Genomic DNA, 18,681 nt, shown 5'->3' on the forward strand with positions numbered 1-18,681 from the left:
TATTCTATACAGCAATAAAGGGGGAGAACACATGACACGATTACTCGAAGAAATCAAACAGTATCAATCGGAATTCCGACAAAAGGCACCTGCTGAGAAACAACGGTTGATGGCGGAAGCGACAGCTGAGCTGGCTGCTTCTGGTATCGCTAAAGGTCTAGGTGTCGGTGATACGATTCCACACTTTACGTTACCCGATGTATCTGGCAAGTCTGTGGCGATCGAGACATTACTCGAGCAAGGTCCTGTCATCTTAACATTCTACCGGGGTGGCTGGTGTCCGTACTGCAATCTCGAACTTCGCGCGTATGAACGGGAAATCGACCGAATTCGTGCTCAGGGAGCGACCGTCGTTGCGATCAGTCCAGAGACACCTGATTTTGCTGAACAGACAGCAAACAAGAATGCGTTAAGTTTCCCTGTCTTAAGTGACGTTGATCTATATGTATCCCGTCAATTTGATTTGGTGTTCGACCTGCCAGCTTATCTGATTGAGATTTACAAAGCATCGGGACTCGATGTAGCGAAGCACAATGGAAATGAGGATTGGCAGTTACCGAAACCGGCGACGTTCATCATTGATACGGATGGTGTGATTCGTTTCGCAGAAGTATCATCGGATTATACGAAACGCGTGGATCCGCAGACGATCATCGATTACCTCGAACAATAAAAGAGCTAGCAAACTGTACGAAAACCAACTCCTAGTGATGCACTAAGAGTTGGTTTTTTATGATTCAATCTGTTTTATTTGGATAATATAGACATAAAAATGGGTATAAAGAGGTAACCAAACGTATAGATGGAGGTGAAGCGTCGCTCCTAGTCTATCGGGAGTCCGCGTCGATATGTATGCCATTCAACCAATTTTCAAAGAACGAATTTGGGGCGGTCGACGTTTAGAGGCGTTGTTTCAGTTTGAGTTACCAGAAGGACAAATTGGAGAATGTTGGACAGCATCTGCTCACGCGAGTGGGCGGACGTACTTCTTAGATGGACCTGATCAGGGGAAGACGCTAGATGAATTATGGCAAACGAAACGGACAGAATTATTCGGTGATTATCTGCTGGATGCCTTTCCGCTTCATGTAAAATTTCTGGACTCGTCCGCCTACTTATCCGTTCAAGTCCATCCGAACGATGAGGAGGCACGACGGCTAGAAGGAGAACCATACGGCAAGAATGAGTGCTGGTATATCTTAGAGGCTGCACCAGAGGCAGAAATCATTCTTGGTCACAATCTACAATCACGAGATGCCCTGTTTCGGTGCGCTCAAGAAAAGGACTGGGAGACGTCACTTCGGCATCAAAAAGTTAAACCTGGCGAATTCTATTACATTCCGAGTGGTACGATCCACGCTCTAGGACCAGGCATCGTTCTTCTTGAGATTCAACAGATGAGCGATCGAACGTATCGACTATATGATTACGACAGATTAGGAGATGACGGGAAACCGAGAGAATTGCACGTTGAGAAGGCAATCGCTGTCACGACGATTCCAGATGAGCCGTGGACGAACCAACCAGAGACGATCATAAAGGAAGAGGGCATCATGACGAAGTTGCTTCAAGTACCCTCCTTTACGGTGATCCGTCATGAAGTAACCGGTCGATACACATTACAGGATCATCCAGTCTTTCGATTATTGACTGTCATTGAAGGTAAAGGAGAAGCGCGACAGGGGAAGCGCGTGATTCCTTTACAGAAAGGTAAACAATTCTTTGTACCGCGTCGAGCGGGAGATTACGAAATAGCGGGATCCGTCACATTTGTGACGAGTGAAGTGTTTTTAGATTAGAGCAGACGAAAGGGCACCGATAAAAGGTGCCCTTTCTAACATCATGGTTTGGAACGAATCGAGGTCGGAAGTGGATAGTTATCTTGCTCCGTCCAATCGATGGAATATTTAATTTCAATCATGATCAGATCCTCTAGTGTGGTCAGCGTATGCGGAATACCTTGTGGGATATGCACAACAGAAGTTGGTCCGAGTTGCTGTGACTGACCATCGATCAGTGCCTCAGCGCGACCTTGTAAGATACTCCATGTCGAGTCGGTATGCGCATGATAATGATGACTAATTTGTTGATGCGCCTTGATATGCAGCCGTCGGGTCACGGCATAACGCCCGTCCTCTAGTTGCTGTTGATGTAAAATCGTCGCATAGCCCCAGCGTTTCCATTCAAATTGTGGTGGCAAAGTGTCATCCGTCAAATATTCCTTTAAGGCAGGTGTCTCGTCTTTGGACGCAACGAGGACACCATCTGGACTCACCGACACGATTAAGTTATCAAGTCCGATTCCAAGGACCGGAACCTGTAATTCATTGACGATATGCGTATTTTTCGAATGGAGCATCCGGGCGTTTCCATGAAGCGGATGCGGCATCTCCTCCGTTAATGTATTCCATGTTCCGAGATCTTTCCAGTAACCATCATACCGATGAACGAATAAAGAATCGGTCTTTTCAACAACCGCATAATCAAATGACGTCTTTTCTAATGCATCATAGTTCGAGTGGAGCGCCTCGAATGTCGTCGGCACAGCTTGTTCTTCTAGACACTGCATCAAGAAGTCAAGGCGACAGGCGAAGACACCACAGTTCCATAGTGCACCTTGTTCGATTAAGTCACTCGCGACTTCAACAGTTGGTTTCTCCTGGAAGCGATCGACGCTGGACATATTTTCGGAAGTCTGCGGAATGATATAGCCATATTTTGATGTCGGATGCAACGGTTCGACCCCCATTAAATGAAGCGCATCTGGATGTTCTTGAACGGCTTGGTCCAGTTGCTCAAAGCGTTCAAAGAAAGATAGTTCAACGTAAGGATCGACCGGCATGATAATGACCGTCTCTTCTAAATCGATCCGTTCTGCGAGATAACTTGTCGCAAGCATGATCGCAGGGAACGTATCGCGACGTGAGGGTTCTTGAATGATGGAAGTACGGAAGCCTAGCTGATTTTCAATCGCATCGACTTGTGAACTCGTCGTCGTAATGACGGTCCGGTCGTCCAGACCGACTTCCTGAAGTTGTTGGAAGACGCGTTCCATCATCGATTGTTTATTACCATCGCGATCTTCTAGAATCTTTAAGAACTGTTTCGAGTTTAAATCGTTCGAGAGCGGCCAAAGCCGTTTTCCGGATCCACCTGATAGTAAAAGAATATACATTGACGACCATCCTTTCTTTTTAAAACGGAGGCGATAGCATATGGCACTTTATCTATTAGTTGACTCACATGAACCGACACGACGGATTTTACGCCGTAAACTACTGGCAGCGGGACAAGACGTACAGGAAGCACGATCAGGAGAAGAGGCTTTGGAACAACTCAGCAATTCCGACGTTGATGTCTTGCTGACGGAACTTCGACTTCCAGAAATGGATGGCGTCGAGCTGTTGCGTGCTGCTAAACAACGGGCACCGTTAACGAAACAAATTGTCTTGACGGACTATATGCAAGTCCATACGTTGCTGGCGGCTGTGAACGCAGGAAACGTCAGTCGGATGATGACGAAACCATTGAAAATTGATGAGCGAATACTCTCTATCATGACTAAAATTGGTGATGAAGTCGTCGAGACGAAGCAACGGAAACGTAATTTGGTCAACCATTTTGAGAGCGTGCTTTTGAGTTCAGATCGTCCGTATTGTTTATTTTTTGAAGACGGAACGATTGCTAGTCAACGCTCTTTAATCATTAATCACTCCGAACAAGAGGTGCGTGAAGAAGATCAGATACAGCGTTTAGAATTCCCTACGCAGTTCGGTACCTACATCTTGTATCAATCAGTCGTCGGAAGCATTACGAAACCCGTTTGAAGAAGAGAGATTCTACACCAATAAAGCTAAGACGCAAGTACATGTAGATGACACCAGCGGTCAATAGTGGATGACGACTATATTTTTTTAAATTAGCCTGATGATAGAGAACGGGACGGAAGAAATACCAACGTCGTAAGGCTTTCATGAAGCCACCCTGTTCTGCGTCGAGCGTCGCAGGCATGACATCAAAGTAATAGCGTTTCTTTCGAAGCAGGTCACTTAATTCGACCTGCTTTTCGTTGTGGTGTACGTAAGTGAACGTCGCACGGCGAATGATTCCGCCTTGTTCTAAATAACGGATCGTCGGCTGCGTCTCTTCGAAACTGATTTGCGTCGGATCAATCTCGCCCGAGGCGACGTACGCCTCGAGCCGCCAGAAGCGCGCGGCTTCCATCGTATGCGTGTCGAGTTGATCCGTTGGGACGTTGAACAGGTTACGCTCAAAGACCTTCACTTGACTGAAGTAATTATCAAAATCACTGTACGCGCGTTCGGGAATGACGAGTGCTCCGACCTCTACATGTGCCTCGAGATACAAGAGGCAGCTTTTCAATAGCTGCTCTTCAAGTACCATATCGGAATCAATGATATAGAGGAATTCGACATCGTGTTGCTTTAAGCGATCAATCGCAGTCTTGCGGGCGATACCTCGTTCACCGTGCGGTAGCGCGAGCACTTCGAATCGCGTATCATTTGCGGTCAATTGACGCATCGTCGCGACGGTCGAATCGGTCGAACCATCATCCACGATGACACAAAGGAAAGAAGCCTGTTGTGCCTGAAGGGAGCGGATCGTTTCCGTGATGATTGCTTCATTTTCGTATGTGGACATAGCGATTCCAATCATGAAAAATCCTCCTTTAGTGCGACGGGTATTAATTCGCGTTGCAACCAGTTTCGAAACGCTTGACCTGTATGATTCCAGTGTAAGGTCTGAGCGAAACGATGACCGGCTGCTTGAATCATTTCGTATTCTTCCGGGTCACGTAAGCAGGCCCGCATCTCGGCAGCGAGTGCACCCGGCGTCTGACTTTTGGCCATGTAACCAGTCATGCCATACTGAACGGCGTCACGCAGTCCAGGGGCGTCATAGACGATCGTCGGTGTACCGACAGCTGCCGCTTCACTGACCGTCAGACCCCAACCTTCTCGTTTGGAAGGAAACAGGAGCGCCGTCGCGCGACTCATCCGTTCGAGCTTTTCTTCCTCACTGACGAATCCGAAATAGGTGATGGCGTCACGCATCTCTTCCGGGACGATTGGATGAAGGTGCTCGGTGATATACGCCTCGTCTTTTTTTCCAATGACCCAGAAACGAGCGTCAGGGTACTCCCGTTTGACGATGACGAAAGCTTGGAGTGCATCATTGATTCCTTTATAGGCAGACATCCGTCCAGCGTATAAAAAAGTCGGATGTACTTCTTTTGGCTTCCAGTCTTCTTCGTTCCATGGGGTAAAGGAGAGACCTTCCGGGAGAATCGTCACGTCGTCCTTGGAGAAGCCAACAGCAAGCAGGTCGTCCGCCGTGGATTGACTGACCGTCAACGCGCGACCAGTCCGGTACAGCTGCAGACGCGGTGTCTCCGTCCATTCGCCGACGTATGAAAACGGAGGGCGGACATTGATTTGCCAAATTTCACGTGTCAGTTGATGGATGAAGAGAGCGCGTTTCGCTAAAGGAACGTACAAGGGTGTGAAAAAGTGATGCGTGTTCATCTGATCGACGACTAAATCAATCGTCGCAGCATGCGACTGATAATAAGAAAAGGCGAGCGGAATGACGGAGAGTGCAGTACCTCTCCGAATATAAGTGATTCCGTCTAAATACTCGACATCGTGTCCGCCTTCGAATGCGGGAGAAAAATGGGTAATCTCATAGTCGTCACTAACACGTCGGAGCATCTCGTGGGTGAACACTTCTGCGCCACCTGCTTTCGGGTGTTTGATATCGCGCCAAGATAAAAAAAGTAGATGGGGTTTCATGTTATGCCTCCTTCACGGGATCGGGGTGCCGAGGTAAGGTGAAACGTAAGATCAGGGCGCCAAGTAAAAAGACACCTGCTTGTGCGAGCAACCAAATCTCGACGGTCGAGTGAAACGTCGTCAAGACAAGGACGAACAGAACCAGAATCAGCCAATAGCCTTTCAAGTAACCAGTTCGATGTAGAGAAAACTGAACGAGTGCCTCGTATTGAATCAACGTGATGCCCACATAAACGAAAACCATATATTTGATGTAATGGGTTGCCATGTCATAGCCGCTCCCAAATAGAAGCGGAATCAAGTAAGGAACGATCGTCCAGTACACCAAAACAGCAAGAGCGAGTCCACCTAATAAGATGCGGTAAAAGCGACGCTCCCAAAGAAGAAAGGCTTCGTCCTGACTTTTTTGACTTAAGCGTGGCAACAACAATTGGGCGAGTGATAACGCAACGAACAACAGGAGTTGACCAAACCGTAAGGCAACGGAATAATCTCCGGCTAATTGCGGGAAGTAACGGGTGACGAGAAGACTATCGAGAGTGAAAAATAGTGTCATGACGACCTGTGTATGGATCATATGGACGAGTCCGTTCGCATGAATACGCCCGCTACTAACCGGGAACGTGACTTGTATCAGACTTAATAGATAGGACGCGATCATGCCAGCCAAAATGAATAACAATGCATAGCTGACATCCGTTTGTTGAATCAAAAGCCATGTGGCTAAAACTTTGACGACGGATTCGATGTAATAAGAAAGGTTCAGGGCATAGAAGCGTTCAGTCGCTTGTAAGACACCACGGCGAAAAGACAGAAGGATATGAAACACGATGATGAAATAAACAATTAGTAGGTTTATTTTGGTAAAGGGCAGGAAATAAGGTAATGCATAAAGTAAAATAAGTAAGAAGCACCCTGTAACCACCAGTATACGAAAACGGAGCTTTTGGTAATCATTTGTCTTCTGTTGACTGTAGTCACGCGTCACGGTCCATTGTAAAGCGCCACCGATGATGAGTAGAAGACCCAAGAAAGCTAGATAAGCATTCAGTAATCCGTAGACAGCACTAGAAAGCTCACGGGCTAATAGTAAATGATAGGCATAGTTCACGAGATTCAACGCTACATCGAGAATCGGAAAAATCAACAGGACGGCATGTCGCTGAATGAAACTTGTCATGGAGCCACCTCCCATCAGTCAGAGCTGTTTTACGGAAAGGATGAAACTTATGAGTCAAGGACATATTGCTGTTTTCACCGATCACTCACGGCATATTCCATACGAATCATTGATTTCTTATTATCCGGTTTTGTTTTACACACAACCTGGTAGATGTCCCGCCTCATTCGAACAAATCGCTAGCACTGAAATTCAAGAAGCGGAAGAACACGAGATTCTGTTGTACGTCGTCGACTATAAGACGCGGGAAGAGGAGATTGCGATCGCCAATCAGATTCGAGCTGTACGTCCACGATCTAAAATCCTGTTGATTAAAGAAGCGATTCGTTTAAAGGGAGATTTCCCGTATCATACGGTTCAAGGAGACGGGATGCTTCGTCTGTTTTCTTACCGCCCAGCCTATCCAAATGAATTGTTTGCTGAAATCCAGCATATCATCCATCCTGAATATCCCATTTTAAAGGATACTATAGCCTTTATATTGCCAATATTTAACGAAGAGAAACGTTTTAATTATGTAAAAGATTTTTTAGAGTCGCTTGCGACCTTCATCAGCGAAGACTACATCCACGCTTCGATCAATTTCTTTGATGATGCCTCATCGGATCGATCGAAAGCACTCTTACAGGAGTATCGCTCGATCGTCATGGAAGCAACCGATACGTTGTTCACGGTCGGATATCTCGAAGTACATCAGGTCGAACAAAATACACGGAAGGCCGGTCTGTTCATCGAGGGAATGAAAAACGTCTCAAGTGATTATTATGTCTTCGTCGATGCGGATAACTCGTTTCGGATTGAGGACATCGCACGGCTGTTGACGATCGCCCAGGAAGGATATTATGACATCGTCGTCGGGACGAAGGATTTGACGATTGAAGATCGAGGAGCCGTCCGGCGTTTCATGAGCTTCGGAAAACGAAATCTGACACGGTTCTTCTTACCAAAAGGGGTGACCGATTCGCAGACCGGTCTGAAGATCATCAACCGACGGGTCGTCCATCGTCTGTTGCCTTATCTACACGTCGAGAGTGGTCTCGCAATTGATTTAGAGCTGATGTATGCAGCGAAAAAAGAACGCTTACGGGTCTACCAACAGCCCGTGACCTGCATCGAGCGCGAAGGATCGCATGTCAATCTCGTCAAGGATTCCGTCGCGTTCTTGAAGACGATGGTCAGCCTGTATCAGCGCCACCGGAAAGACGAAGTACCGGTCAAATGAAAAGGACAATGGGGATCCGAGGGGTCTCCATTGTCCTTTTAGCTTTTTAGATAGACTATTTCTGGTTTCGTTTCAGACGAGGAAGACGTTGCTTGAACACGGACGATAGGCGTTGTTGCACAGCCAGACCACGATTGCTTGTCATGAAATAAATCAACAAGATACTAAGTGGGAGCGCTAAGACGAGAATGGTCAGTCCAGCGTAATAAATCGGACGCAGCACGACGGTCACATGTGCCGTCTTTTCGTTCGAACGATATAACTGACTGACGCCGTTTAATGCCGTGTCACCACGCATCGTTTCCTGATCTGTCTGGAGCTTAAATAACGGTGTCGGAGAATCATTGACCGTAAAGCGACCGAGTGGCGCATCACCGTTTATATCCCGTCCCATCTGTGAGGCATCGACGTCAAGCGAACGAGCAGGTTCTGTTGCGAACAGTGTACCGCTTTGCTCGGAGAGAACGAGTTGATCGATTAGAATCAGTTGATCGTACGGTAGCACTTCTAAATTCTTCAGACGCAATTGCCCAGCCTTTTTCTCATTTCCGCGCGTCCAGATGTGCAACTGCATCCGGACAGTCTTCTTCGGTGGAATGACAATTTGTTCGTAATGGTTCCACTGCTTCTTTTTCTTTTCTTCGACTTCATTGATGAAATCCGTACCGATGACCCGATCATCTTTATCCAGGTAATACACTTTGAGGTGTCGTTGACGGACGTTCTTGCTGACGGCGTCGAACTGGATCAAATATTCGTGATATGGTTTCACCTTCATTTTTTGCGAGGCATAAATATACCAATCACACGAGCAGGTCGGCTCGTAATCAATCGTGTAGCCATCTTCAGTCTCACTCGCGTCGAACATATCGTCCGTGATCGAGACACACGTCGCACAATTCGCTGCCGCTTCCGGAGCGGCGAGGGCTTTATCGGTGACGATCTCGTTTGGGTCGAACTTGTGTAGATCCTTCCAATTGACGAGTGACGGCACCTTGCTCGCATAGGATAGTTCTAGCTGATAGCGTCCCTTCTCGAGAGGGATATCGGATAACTTCACATCGTACAACGTTTGGTAAACATCACTCAACTCGGTCATCCGGTACGGAAACGCTAAGTGTAACGGATCGTACGTCACCGTTTGATTACCGATCTGTTGTTGGTGTTTTTGACCATTTAGAATATCAGCACGAGACAAGGCGCGTTCGAAGACGACCTGTTTTCCGTCTCGGATTTTGACAGTGATTCGACCATCGTTTCCTGGCGGTGGAGTCAACATCAGTTGGAGTTGATAATCGGTCGCTTCACGAATATCGATCGAACGTTGTAAACGTCCCCGTTGCGCAGCGATTCCTTTTCCAAAGCTCAGTCCAGGATAGTTTCGTTCCGACTGCAAGTGACCGGTGTAATCGAATCCGGTCTCTGCCTCGAGTACCATCAAGGTCTTCGTGAAAGCGAGTGTATCATCGACGCGTTTTCGTAAAGCAGTCAGCTTTTCTTCCGGAATCAGAACGATATTTTGGATGGCATTGAAGCCTTCCGTGTTCGTCACACTGAGCGTCGCAGGACCGCTCGGCGTCGTAAACGAACCGAGCGGAACCCAAGCGAGTTTAGCACCGGATCGTTGTCTAGTTGGAATCGTGACGCCTCGTTTATTGAAGGTTAAATCGAGTTGTCCACCTTTTTGGTTCAGCAGCACGCGGGCAAATCCAGCGTAACGACCGGCTGGCAGGTCTTTCGTCATCGTAAACGCGTTCGGAATCATATAATCCTCATAGCTGAATATTTTAATATCATGGACCCACCAGTACGTTTTCCGCTCAGGACGTTGGAAGCTGAGTAGATCAATCCGCATCGTTTTTGCGTTTCGTGGCGTGACATATTCACCTTGTAAGTGAATCGCGTCGACATCACCGGAATCACGCGGAGCGACGACGTACGTTTGATTCAGCTCGCGATCCTTCGCATCAAAGAACCGGACCTTGACGTGGAGCCGGTCGACCCCGCGACCGCTCGCTGTAATATCAAAGCGGTAGGCGTTATTCGGTCGTGCCGGTAGCTTACCGGATTTCGCGACTTGCCAGATGTATTTTGGGTCGCCTTCTGCGACTTCCGCATGAAGGACAGGCAGGTTATTATCTTTTGACATCGGATTCGGAGATAAGTCGACGATGTCTGGGTTATCGGCTTTGAAGAACGTCTCATCCTCAAGCATCGAATTAAAGGAGGCGACCTGTTTCGCCTTTAATCCGTCTAATTTGTAGACCGGCGCGTCAATCCGGGCGGAAGCAAACGAGAGACCGATCCCATCTCCAAAATCGAGGTCAAACGACGGGTTCGTCATACCTTGCGTCCGCAAATACCAGCGCCAGTCATTATTTCGGAGGAACGTCTTACCCCAGTTTAGGAAAGCATTCGCTGAATCAATCGCTTCGAATGGTTTCCAGTAGTATTCTTCCGGTACCTGACTGAGAACAAGATCATTTTCCTCGACCATCTCAACGATATCACCCTTTTTCATCCAAGAGAGACTATCCTGATGTGCTTGTGTCGCATACAAAATCGATTGACGACCGAGGTTGTAGCCATCCAGTGTCGGATAACTGATTGACCGTTCGAGTCCATAAGGGGTCAAAATCAATTGTGGAACGGTTCGGGTGTCGAGCGGTGCAATCAAGTCGAACAAGGTGAACAAGCCGACTTGTTTCGTTTGTACGAGATCACGTTGTTCCTGTAGAACCTTTAGATTGAAGTCTTGTCGGTCCTTCATCCCCGTGTACTCATCCCGGTAAGCGAATTGTTTCAGTCCGAATGCTTTTGCGATCTGTCCGGCTTGTTCTGAGCGACCGCTGTCGAGTAGATATTGCATGAACGTCATCATGTAACCAATCGTCGGTGACGCTCCTTCATGATGGAAGACGGTATCGTGTGCCGACGTATAGACTTGCACGTCACCTGTTGCTTTGATTTCGCCACCTTTTCGTGGATTTTGATTCCAGCGTGGAGTCGCGATGCCGGTACTCGGTTGCGTCATCTCGTCTGCAATCGGGAATTGCAACCATTTCCCATCGACTTCTTCTTGGATAGCCGTGTACTCCTTAGGCATTTTGACTGGATGATAAAAACCTTCCATATAGACAGTCCGGTAAGGGAGGAAAAAGCAGGCGACGACGATCAGCGTACCGATGATCGAGACGCCCCGGTACAACTTCAGTGGAATCGTTCGGGACGCACGGATAAAGACGGCATTTAATCCGACGGCGAGCAACAAGCTGTAACTGACCATCAAGAGACCAACTAGCTTATTCGGATCGCGGAACATCGCACCAATCAACGGTGTCTTCGTCACGAACAGGACAAACGCATCGGCAACTTGTTCATGGGTACCGGTCGCAAAGACGATCAGCGGAATCGCAAGCAGACTAAAGAACAGATGGATCGGTTGCCGATACGCGACGACGGCTCCTAGCAAGATGAGTAAAAGTGTAATCGCACCACCAATCCAAAACGTCAGCGGTAACGTCGTCAAATCAAACATCGGCCACCAGTAGCTCGTTAAAAATAAAACGTTCGTCCAGCTCGAGTGTCGGCTGAACAACATCAACGTATCAGAGACATTGATATTGTGTTGTGAAGCTTGTGATCCAGTCAGGATCGAGCCGACGTACATCAAGAACCAATATCCATTGAATAGTAGAAAAACGAGACCAAACGCACAAGTCGCCCGAACATAAAACCACAGTAACGACGACCAAATCCGTTCTTTGCGAAGGGTCCAACTTGTCTTTAAGAAAATGAGTCCGACCATGATTCCCATATAGATCAGCGAGAAGAAGAAATAATGGATCCCCGCCGCCATGAAGGCAAAGACGATCGATAGTCCGGTGATATCAATCCATGTCCGTCGACTCAATCGATCAGACAAACGGAAACCAGGATCGAGCTGTTCCCGAAACTTCGGGTCGAAGATGTTGAAGAACAACATCAAAGCGTAAGGGAAGACGGAATAGCCACATAATAAATAGATATGTTGAATCCGCGTAATCACCCACGGGTTCAAGGCATAAAACAACGCGGCAATCGCAAAGGCAATCAGTGAGAGATAAGAAAAGTGCTTCGAGACATAAACCGAGTGGAGCCGTTTCGTAAAAGCGAACATCGATAAAGCAGAGATCGTCAACAGTCCGATGATGAATGACTTGATCAAGACGGGACCGGATGAGCCAAACAATAGACTGAGTACATAAAACGGTAGGATGTAGAGCAATCGTGCGACATTCAGAAGCGTCGTCGTGCTCCAGCGGTTGTTCCAAGCCCCATAAATTTCTTCTAAGTAGCGATGGGAGGACAGTCCGAAGGATAGATCGCTAAACGTCACCATACCGGAACGAAACAACGGAAAGCTATAAATTAGGATGAATACAAACATACCAGATAGGACAAGGATGTCCTTACGGTACGTATGCATGAAGTTCTTGAGGTGTTGACGGAACGAGTGCATCGGACAACTCCTTTCTGCGAAAATCCGTGCTGAACTTCTTCTCTACAGGAGGGCGATATTCCTAGAAATGGATGTACTTATTTTAGCAATGAATACGAGAAGGAACGTCCATCCTAAGACGGAGCGTTACGGACGAATGCTTTCGGGTAAAGACCTACAACGAAACGAGTAGGAGGAAAGCGCATGAAATGGAAGGGAAGAGAACGGAGTTCAAACGTTGAGGATCGGCGAGGAATGGGTGGGAAAGGAATCGCCGGCATCGGTGGTGGTGTCGGAATCATCCTGCTGATCGTCATCACCTTGATGGGCGGTAATCCAGCTGAGTTACTCGGAGACTTAACCGGTGAGGATCAGCAAAATACGACGTACGAAGAAACAGCACAGGAAAAAGAAGCAGCGGACTTCGTCTCCGTCGTTTTAGCGGATACGGAACGGGTCTGGACGAAGGAATTCAAAGAAGATGGTAAGACCTATAAAGAACCGAAGCTCGTCTTATATACGGATCAAGTCAGTTCGGCTTGCGGACAAGCAGGGAAGTCCGTCGGTCCCTTTTATTGTCCCGGTGATCAGAAATTATACATCGATTTAAGCTTTTATGACGAACTACAGACGAAGTACGGGGCACCGGGCGATTTTGCGATGGCTTATGTCATTGCGCACGAGGTCGGACACCACGTCCAGACGTTACTCGGAAAGTCTGATGAGATCATGCCCCTTCGAGAGCAAATGAGTGAGGAGAAGTTCAACAAGTACCTCGTTCGATTCGAACTACAGGCCGATTATTATGCCGGCGTCTGGGCGCATCATGCGCAAGGCGAAAACTTGCTCGAAGAAGGCGATCTTGAAGAAGCGTTGACGGCAGCGAATGCTGTCGGGGATGATACGTTACAAGAGAAGGGACAAGGATATGTCGTACCGGAGAGTTTCACCCACGGCACATCGGCGCAACGAGAACGTTGGTTCCAAAAAGGCTTTGATAACGGCACGATCGAAGGCGGAGATACATTCAAAGCGAAGAATCTATAAAACGAAGCAACGACAGTCCTTTGAAACATCTTCCAGTCATTTCCGTAAAGAAGAGGGAAGGATTCAAAGGGGAGTGTCGAAGTTGAAGCACATCAGTCTATTTCTATTGTTCTATACGGCTGTCGTCGGATTGACGTACATCGTGTCACGATTTGCGCCAGACTTGTTGGTCTACATGGTCTATTTCGCCATTGCATCATTACTTGTCATCACAGGCTATTTGTTGAAACGACTCGTAATGAAGCGCTAAATACCAAAAAACCTGTGTTCTGCTTGCGCGGAACACAGGTTTTCGTTATTTAAAATCCATCTTATGAACGGAACATCGTCGGATCATCTGGAACGTTCTCCAGATAAGCGATCCGTCCGTTGTCATCGAGACGTGCGATATCTTTTCCGTCTTGCGTGAAGACACTACCGTCTGCCCGTTTTCCGCAAACTGCCCAGCGTGTTTCATATGTTCCTGGTGTTGTTTCTTCCCAGCCTGCGTACATGTGCTTAATGTCTTGATTCGCCGTAAACACATGACGGACGAACTGTTTCCAGGCGTCGATGCCGTGCTTTGGTTGTCCGTTCAGGACGAACGTGATGTCTGTCGTGAATAAGGAAACGAGATCCTCGAAAGCTTGTGCGTCTGTGCGTGACGCGTCGAATAAGTCGAAATAACGATTCAATACCATAGTAAAAACCTCTTTCTGTACATTAAAGTGTCATCATCCGGTCTGTGATTAACGCATGCAATCGTTCTAAATGCTCCGGTGGACAGGAGGCATCAATCGCTTGACGGATCGAGCCGATCGATTCGCGCTTCAACGTCGATTGCCACGCCTCTTCCGCCTCTGTCATCAGATTCGAGAGTAGACCGATTTCCTGTTCTTGAATTCCCATCAAATCCTCGAAGACACCGCTTGACGCATACAACGTTTGTTTGCCCTCGATCGCTTGATAGACGTCAAAGATTTGAATTTCCTCTGCCGGACGTCGTAAGCGAAAGCCACCTTTGACACCGGGTACGGAATACAATAGATCCGCCTGGACGAGTTTTCGTAAGAGCTTTTGAAAATAAGTCGGCGAGGCACCGAGTTGCTGGCTGATGAATTCACCGGGCAACACAGCGCGATCCGGAAGGAAGGTCAAAAGCAACATCGCATAGACGGATTGCTCGACCCCGGTTTTCATTTGCATGAGAAATCTCCTTTCGTTAAACGTGGATAATATATATCCATAATAGTTTTATTCGAAAGAATTGTCGAGTCATATGCTCTCACAAAACCGTCACACCTTTTCGACAGCATCTGCATGGCATCCCCGTTCCGGATTCGGTATACTAAATGTACGATATGTGAAAATATTCACTAAAAGTCGTTCACACTTTGTGAAAGGACGTTTGTATATGAATCCATTAAAAGGAATCGTTCAGATTCCACGTAGTATTCTCATTCAATTCATCATGGCAGCTTTCCTGATGGGGGTTGCGGTCGTCGGTCAATCGTATGGTATCGTGTTGACGGTCGATCGGATTTTCCTGAAGGAACAACCGTTTGAAGCCGTCATTCCGTTACTACTCGTCGTCCTCGGGATGCTGTTGCTCCGGGTCGCCGTGACGTATTGGAACGGTCGTCTCGGTACGACGTTATCGGCACACATGAAGCAGGCGCTTCGGGAAGCACTCGTCGCGAAATACACAGGTCGTTCGGTCGAGATGATGCTACAAGGGCAAGCGGGACAGAAGGTCAGTGTTTTGCTCGACGCTGTAGACGAGATGGACAGCTATTATAGTCAATACTTGCCGAAAGTCGTCCAGACGACGATCGTTCCCTTGATGGTCTTGATCGCGGCATTCAGCTATGACTGGATCACTGGTCTCGTCATGATGATCACGGCACCGTTCATTCCGTTGTTCTACATCATCATCGGCATCATGACGCAAAAGCGGGCGGATGCTCAACTCGAGAAGATGACGGCATTCTCGGGAACGTTCCTTGATACGTTGCAAGGACTGACGACCTTGAAGTTATTTGGTCGTGCGAAACGACAACGTGACGTCATCGAAAAAAGTAGTCTTGATTTCCGGGATGCGACGTTAACGGTCTTGAAGCTCGCCTTCTTGTCGTCGTTGATGCTTGAGTTCATCTCGATGCTCAGCATGGGAATGATCGCACTTGAAGTCAGTCTACGCTTGATTCTGTTCCAAAGCATCACCTTCATCCCGGCATTCCTGATGCTCGTATTAGCACCAGAGTACTATCTTGCCTTAAAAGAGATGGGTGCTGCCTTCCATACAGGACGCGGTAGTGTCGCGGCAGCGAAACAGATTGCAACCGAACTAACGGCAGACGATCGTCCTGTTGCCTTTGGTCAATCAGAACTTGCGATGAACCGTCCACCACGAATCGTTTTGGATGAAGTTGATTTTACGTATCAAGAAGGACGTTTTGCCTTACAAGACGTGACACTTGCGATTGAACCGTATCAAAAGGTGGCGTTGATTGGTCGCAGTGGTGCCGGTAAGTCGACTGTCTTACAGTTGATTGCCGGACTCGCGGATCCAAAAGAAGGACGGATTCTGCTCGACGGGATTAATCGCAGTCAGGTGGAGGAAGCGAGCTGGTTCCGTCAGTTGAGCTACATCTCGCAGCATCCGTATCTGTATGCCGGAACGCTGGCAGAAAACATTGCGATCGGTGAACTCCGTCAAGCGACGCCGGAAGAGATTTTTGAGGCGGCGCAGGCGGCAGGACTCGAGGAGTTGATTGCGACGTTACCTGAAGGGATTGACACGGTGATCGGAGAAGGTGGACGTGGTCTATCAGGTGGCGAGAAACAGCGCGTTGCGTTGGCACGAGCGTTCTTGAAACGACCGAACGTCATCGTCTTTGATGAACCGACGACAGGACTCGACGTCAAAACGGAGCGATTGCTTCAACAAGCGATCGAACAGCTTGGACAAGCAGCGACAGTCATTACTGTCGCACACCGCCTGCATACGATCGAGCGCTCAGATCAAATCGTCGTCCTCGATGGCGGACGAATCGTCGATCGTGGCACTCACGATGAACTGCTTGGACGTGATTCGGAATATGCTCGGATGCGCAGCGTCCAGAGAGGGGAGGAAACACGATGAAGGAACTACTAGGAGTTTTTCGGTTGATGGTGCATCAAAAACGCGATATCGCCTGGTCGATCTTCTTCGGTGTCCTCGCCGGAGTGACAGCGGTCGGTTTATTCGCAGCAAGTGGATACCTGATTTCAAAGGCAGCCTTGTTGCCACCGATCCAGACGCTTGCCGTCTTGATTGCGCTGCAAAAAATCTCGAGTCTGACGCGTGCCGTCAGTCGGTATGCGGAACGTTATTATTCGCACCGGGCGACGTTTACGATCCTCAGTGATATCCGGACGTCGTTCTACCGGAGACTCGAGCCGCTCGCGCCAGGAATTTTCGGCAAATACCGGAGTGGGGATTTACTTGCCCGAATCGTCGGGGACGTCGAGAGTCTGCAAAATACGTTTTTACGTGTTCTTTATCCACCAATCGTCTTGTTGCTGGTCTTCTTCTGTACGATCTTTTTCGTCAGTTTCTTCTCGTGGACGATTGCCGGACTGTTATTGCTTGGTCTGATTCTGACCGGCTTTTTGATTCCAGGTTGGTTCGCGTACCGCGAACAACGTTTCGCACGTTCAGTTCGTGTCCGCCGTGGTGACTTGTCGACAGAAGTGACAGAGTTGTTCCAAGGCTATCGTGACTTAAAGATTTACCAGCAACTGGATCAAAAAGAACAGGACTTGAATGCCGTCGCGAAACGGTATGTCGAGGAAGAAAAGCGTAATGGGTTACATGCCGTCTCGAACCTTGCTTTGAATACGATGGTGACGCTAATCATCTCTTGGCTCGTTCTGGGTGTCGGTGCCTATCTCGTCGCGAGTGGACAACTCGAAGGGGTCTTCCTCGCTTTACTCGTCATGACATCGCTGACCGTTTTTGAAAACGCCGCACCGATGGCGATTTTACCAGGCTTCTTTGAAGATAGCCGCCATGCTGCGAAACGACTCGATGAAGTCGTGACCGAGCAAGAGGAGCCAATCTATGACACGTTCGTTCTCGATCAGGCACCATCCTTTGAAACGAATGCATTGACGTTCACGTTCCCTGATGCACCTCGCCCGGTCTTACGTGACGTTACCGTCTCGATTCCTGCCGGCAAGAAGACGGCAATCGTCGGGGCGAGTGGTTCCGGGAAATCAACGTTACTTCAATTGATGTTACGGATGTATCCGACGGACGGATTAACGATTGCTGGTCAAGAGAGTCGGACGGTTGATCCGGAAGGACTGTGGCAACACGCAAATGTTGTCTTGCAACAGAATCATTACTTTTATGGAACGCTTCGCGATAATCTATTGCTCGCAAACGAAGCAGCGACGGACGAGGCGATGCGTCAAGCGCTCGATGATGTTGGGTTAACGACGTTCGAATTAAACGATCGTGTATTTGAAAAAGGCGAGAACTTGTCTGGAGGAGAAAAACAACGCTTAGCAATTGCGCGTGTGCTTTTGCGGGAAGCGTCGCTTTACTTGCTTGACGAACCAACGTCTTCCGTCGATGCTTTGACGGAACAGATGATTCTCGATCGACTGTTCGCACGGGCAGCGGACGCGACACTTGTCCTTGTTAGCCACCGGTTAGCAGGTCTTGAAGCGATGGATCAAATCATCGTCATGGATCAAGGTCAAGTCATCGAAGTCGGAACGTATGCCGAATTGATGGCGCGACAAGGGGCGTTCTATGAATTAAAACAAGTCGAACAGTCCGTTTTTGCTCCGATTGGATAAAGATATAGGATTGGCGGTGACCAAATGTGGTGCATCGCCTTTTTTAGTTTATAAGCGAGAGCCGAAAAAGACATGACAGTCTACTTTTGAAATGGTAAAGTCTAGAAAA

15 protein-coding genes are annotated in these 18,681 nt (G+C 48.1%); 8 read left to right on the forward strand and 7 right to left on the reverse strand.

Features of this window, described 5'->3' with window-relative positions:
- The first annotated feature begins 31 nt into the window (after positions 1-31).
- Positions 32-673, forward strand: a complete 642-nt coding sequence (locus EXW93_RS00735) for a peroxiredoxin-like family protein (protein ID WP_174315891.1) — start codon at positions 32-34, stop codon at positions 671-673.
- 175 nt (positions 674-848) lie between these two features.
- Positions 849-1,799, forward strand: a complete 951-nt coding sequence (manA, locus tag EXW93_RS00740) for a mannose-6-phosphate isomerase, class I (protein ID WP_174315892.1) — start codon at positions 849-851, stop codon at positions 1,797-1,799.
- 41 nt (positions 1,800-1,840) lie between these two features.
- Here the strand turns inward: manA and EXW93_RS00745 are convergent, their stop codons facing one another.
- Positions 1,841-3,175: a sugar phosphate nucleotidyltransferase gene (locus EXW93_RS00745; RefSeq protein ID WP_174315893.1), complete on the reverse strand. Its 1,335-nt coding sequence runs from the start codon at positions 3,173-3,175 to the stop codon at positions 1,841-1,843.
- 40 nt (positions 3,176-3,215) lie between these two features.
- Here EXW93_RS00745 and EXW93_RS00750 point away from each other — a divergent pair, with 40 nt between their 5' ends.
- Positions 3,216-3,827 carry a response regulator gene (locus EXW93_RS00750; RefSeq protein WP_174315894.1) on the forward strand — a complete coding sequence of 204 codons (612 nt, stop codon included), beginning with the start codon at positions 3,216-3,218 and terminating at the stop codon, positions 3,825-3,827.
- Here the strand turns inward: EXW93_RS00750 and EXW93_RS00755 are convergent.
- From EXW93_RS00755 to EXW93_RS00765, 3 genes are read right to left on the reverse strand one after another with little or no spacing between them, the layout of a single operon-like run.
- The gene (locus EXW93_RS00755) at positions 3,811-4,677 is read right to left on the reverse strand and encodes a glycosyltransferase family 2 protein (RefSeq protein WP_174315895.1); all 867 of its coding nucleotides are present in this window, start codon (positions 4,675-4,677) and stop codon (positions 3,811-3,813) included. The two genes, EXW93_RS00750 and EXW93_RS00755, sit on opposite strands and share 17 nt — an antisense overlap.
- Complete coding sequence (locus tag EXW93_RS00760) at positions 4,674-5,813, reverse strand: glycosyltransferase family 4 protein (protein ID WP_174315896.1); 1,140 nt, start codon at positions 5,811-5,813, stop codon at positions 4,674-4,676. The genes EXW93_RS00755 and EXW93_RS00760 overlap by 4 nt, the downstream gene beginning before the upstream one ends.
- A gap of 1 nt (position 5,814) precedes the next feature.
- Positions 5,815-6,993: an MATE family efflux transporter gene (locus EXW93_RS00765; RefSeq protein ID WP_174315897.1), complete on the reverse strand. Its 1,179-nt coding sequence runs from the start codon at positions 6,991-6,993 to the stop codon at positions 5,815-5,817.
- A gap of 49 nt (positions 6,994-7,042) precedes the next feature.
- Between EXW93_RS00765 and EXW93_RS00770 the strand changes: the two genes are divergently transcribed.
- A complete protein-coding gene (locus EXW93_RS00770) occupies positions 7,043-8,215 on the forward strand; it encodes a glycosyltransferase (RefSeq protein ID WP_174315898.1) in 1,173 nt (390 codons plus the stop codon).
- Between the two features lie 55 nt (positions 8,216-8,270).
- Here EXW93_RS00770 and EXW93_RS00775 read toward each other — a convergent pair whose 3' ends face one another.
- Positions 8,271-12,716: a polysaccharide biosynthesis protein gene (locus tag EXW93_RS00775; protein WP_174315899.1), complete on the reverse strand. Its 4,446-nt coding sequence runs from the start codon at positions 12,714-12,716 to the stop codon at positions 8,271-8,273.
- 183 nt (positions 12,717-12,899) lie between these two features.
- On the opposite strand from EXW93_RS00775, the gene ypfJ reads away from it, so the two are divergent.
- Entirely contained in the window at positions 12,900-13,742 is an 843-nt protein-coding gene (gene ypfJ, locus EXW93_RS00780; RefSeq protein WP_023466707.1) for a KPN_02809 family neutral zinc metallopeptidase, read from the forward strand.
- Between the two features lie 82 nt (positions 13,743-13,824).
- Positions 13,825-13,992 carry a hypothetical protein gene (locus EXW93_RS00785; protein WP_156357225.1) on the forward strand — a complete coding sequence of 56 codons (168 nt, stop codon included), beginning with the start codon at positions 13,825-13,827 and terminating at the stop codon, positions 13,990-13,992.
- 61 nt (positions 13,993-14,053) lie between these two features.
- Here the strand turns inward: EXW93_RS00785 and EXW93_RS00790 are convergent, their stop codons facing one another.
- Both EXW93_RS00790 and EXW93_RS00795 read right to left on the reverse strand, forming a co-directional pair.
- Positions 14,054-14,422, reverse strand: a complete 369-nt coding sequence (locus EXW93_RS00790) for a nuclear transport factor 2 family protein (protein WP_174315900.1) — start codon at positions 14,420-14,422, stop codon at positions 14,054-14,056.
- A gap of 22 nt (positions 14,423-14,444) precedes the next feature.
- Positions 14,445-14,927 carry an Rrf2 family transcriptional regulator gene (locus EXW93_RS00795; protein ID WP_174315901.1) on the reverse strand — a complete coding sequence of 161 codons (483 nt, stop codon included), beginning with the start codon at positions 14,925-14,927 and terminating at the stop codon, positions 14,445-14,447.
- A 208-nt stretch (positions 14,928-15,135) separates the two neighbouring features.
- Here EXW93_RS00795 and cydD point away from each other — a divergent pair, with 208 nt between their 5' ends.
- Together cydD and cydC are read left to right on the forward strand one after the other, a co-directional pair.
- On the forward strand, positions 15,136-16,866 hold the full coding sequence (cydD, locus tag EXW93_RS00800) for a thiol reductant ABC exporter subunit CydD (RefSeq protein WP_174315902.1): 1,731 nt from the start codon (positions 15,136-15,138) through the stop codon (positions 16,864-16,866).
- Positions 16,863-18,572: a thiol reductant ABC exporter subunit CydC gene (gene cydC / locus EXW93_RS00805; RefSeq protein WP_058713397.1), complete on the forward strand. Its 1,710-nt coding sequence runs from the start codon at positions 16,863-16,865 to the stop codon at positions 18,570-18,572. The genes cydD and cydC overlap by 4 nt, the downstream gene beginning before the upstream one ends.
- Positions 18,573-18,681: the final 109 nt, after the last annotated feature.

This window comes from Exiguobacterium sp. JMULE1 (assembly GCF_013337175.1).
GTDB classification, from domain to species: Bacteria; Bacillota; Bacilli; order Exiguobacteriales; family Exiguobacteriaceae; genus Exiguobacterium_A; species Exiguobacterium_A indicum.

Excerpts from the sequence above, each read along its gene's own strand:
- cydD (WP_174315902.1), top strand. The coding sequence starts at position 15,136 with ATGAATCCATTAAAAGGAATCGTTCAGATTCCACGTAGTATTCTCATT.
- cydC (WP_058713397.1), top strand. The coding sequence starts at position 16,863 with ATGAAGGAACTACTAGGAGTTTTTCGGTTGATGGTGCATCAAAAACGC.
- EXW93_RS00750 (WP_174315894.1), top strand. The coding sequence starts at position 3,216 with ATGGCACTTTATCTATTAGTTGACTCACATGAACCGACACGACGGATT.
- EXW93_RS00765 (WP_174315897.1), bottom strand. The coding sequence starts at position 6,993 with ATGACAAGTTTCATTCAGCGACATGCCGTCCTGTTGATTTTTCCGATT.
- EXW93_RS00770 (WP_174315898.1), top strand. The coding sequence starts at position 7,043 with ATGAGTCAAGGACATATTGCTGTTTTCACCGATCACTCACGGCATATT.
- EXW93_RS00735 (WP_174315891.1), top strand. The coding sequence starts at position 32 with ATGACACGATTACTCGAAGAAATCAAACAGTATCAATCGGAATTCCGA.
- ypfJ (WP_023466707.1), top strand. The coding sequence starts at position 12,900 with ATGAAATGGAAGGGAAGAGAACGGAGTTCAAACGTTGAGGATCGGCGA.
- EXW93_RS00790 (WP_174315900.1), bottom strand. The coding sequence starts at position 14,422 with ATGGTATTGAATCGTTATTTCGACTTATTCGACGCGTCACGCACAGAC.
- EXW93_RS00795 (WP_174315901.1), bottom strand. The coding sequence starts at position 14,927 with ATGCAAATGAAAACCGGGGTCGAGCAATCCGTCTATGCGATGTTGCTT.
- EXW93_RS00775 (WP_174315899.1), bottom strand. The coding sequence starts at position 12,716 with ATGCACTCGTTCCGTCAACACCTCAAGAACTTCATGCATACGTACCGT.
- EXW93_RS00760 (WP_174315896.1), bottom strand. The coding sequence starts at position 5,813 with ATGAAACCCCATCTACTTTTTTTATCTTGGCGCGATATCAAACACCCG.
- EXW93_RS00745 (WP_174315893.1), bottom strand. The coding sequence starts at position 3,175 with ATGTATATTCTTTTACTATCAGGTGGATCCGGAAAACGGCTTTGGCCG.
- manA (WP_174315892.1), top strand. The coding sequence starts at position 849 with ATGTATGCCATTCAACCAATTTTCAAAGAACGAATTTGGGGCGGTCGA.
- EXW93_RS00755 (WP_174315895.1), bottom strand. The coding sequence starts at position 4,677 with ATGATTGGAATCGCTATGTCCACATACGAAAATGAAGCAATCATCACG.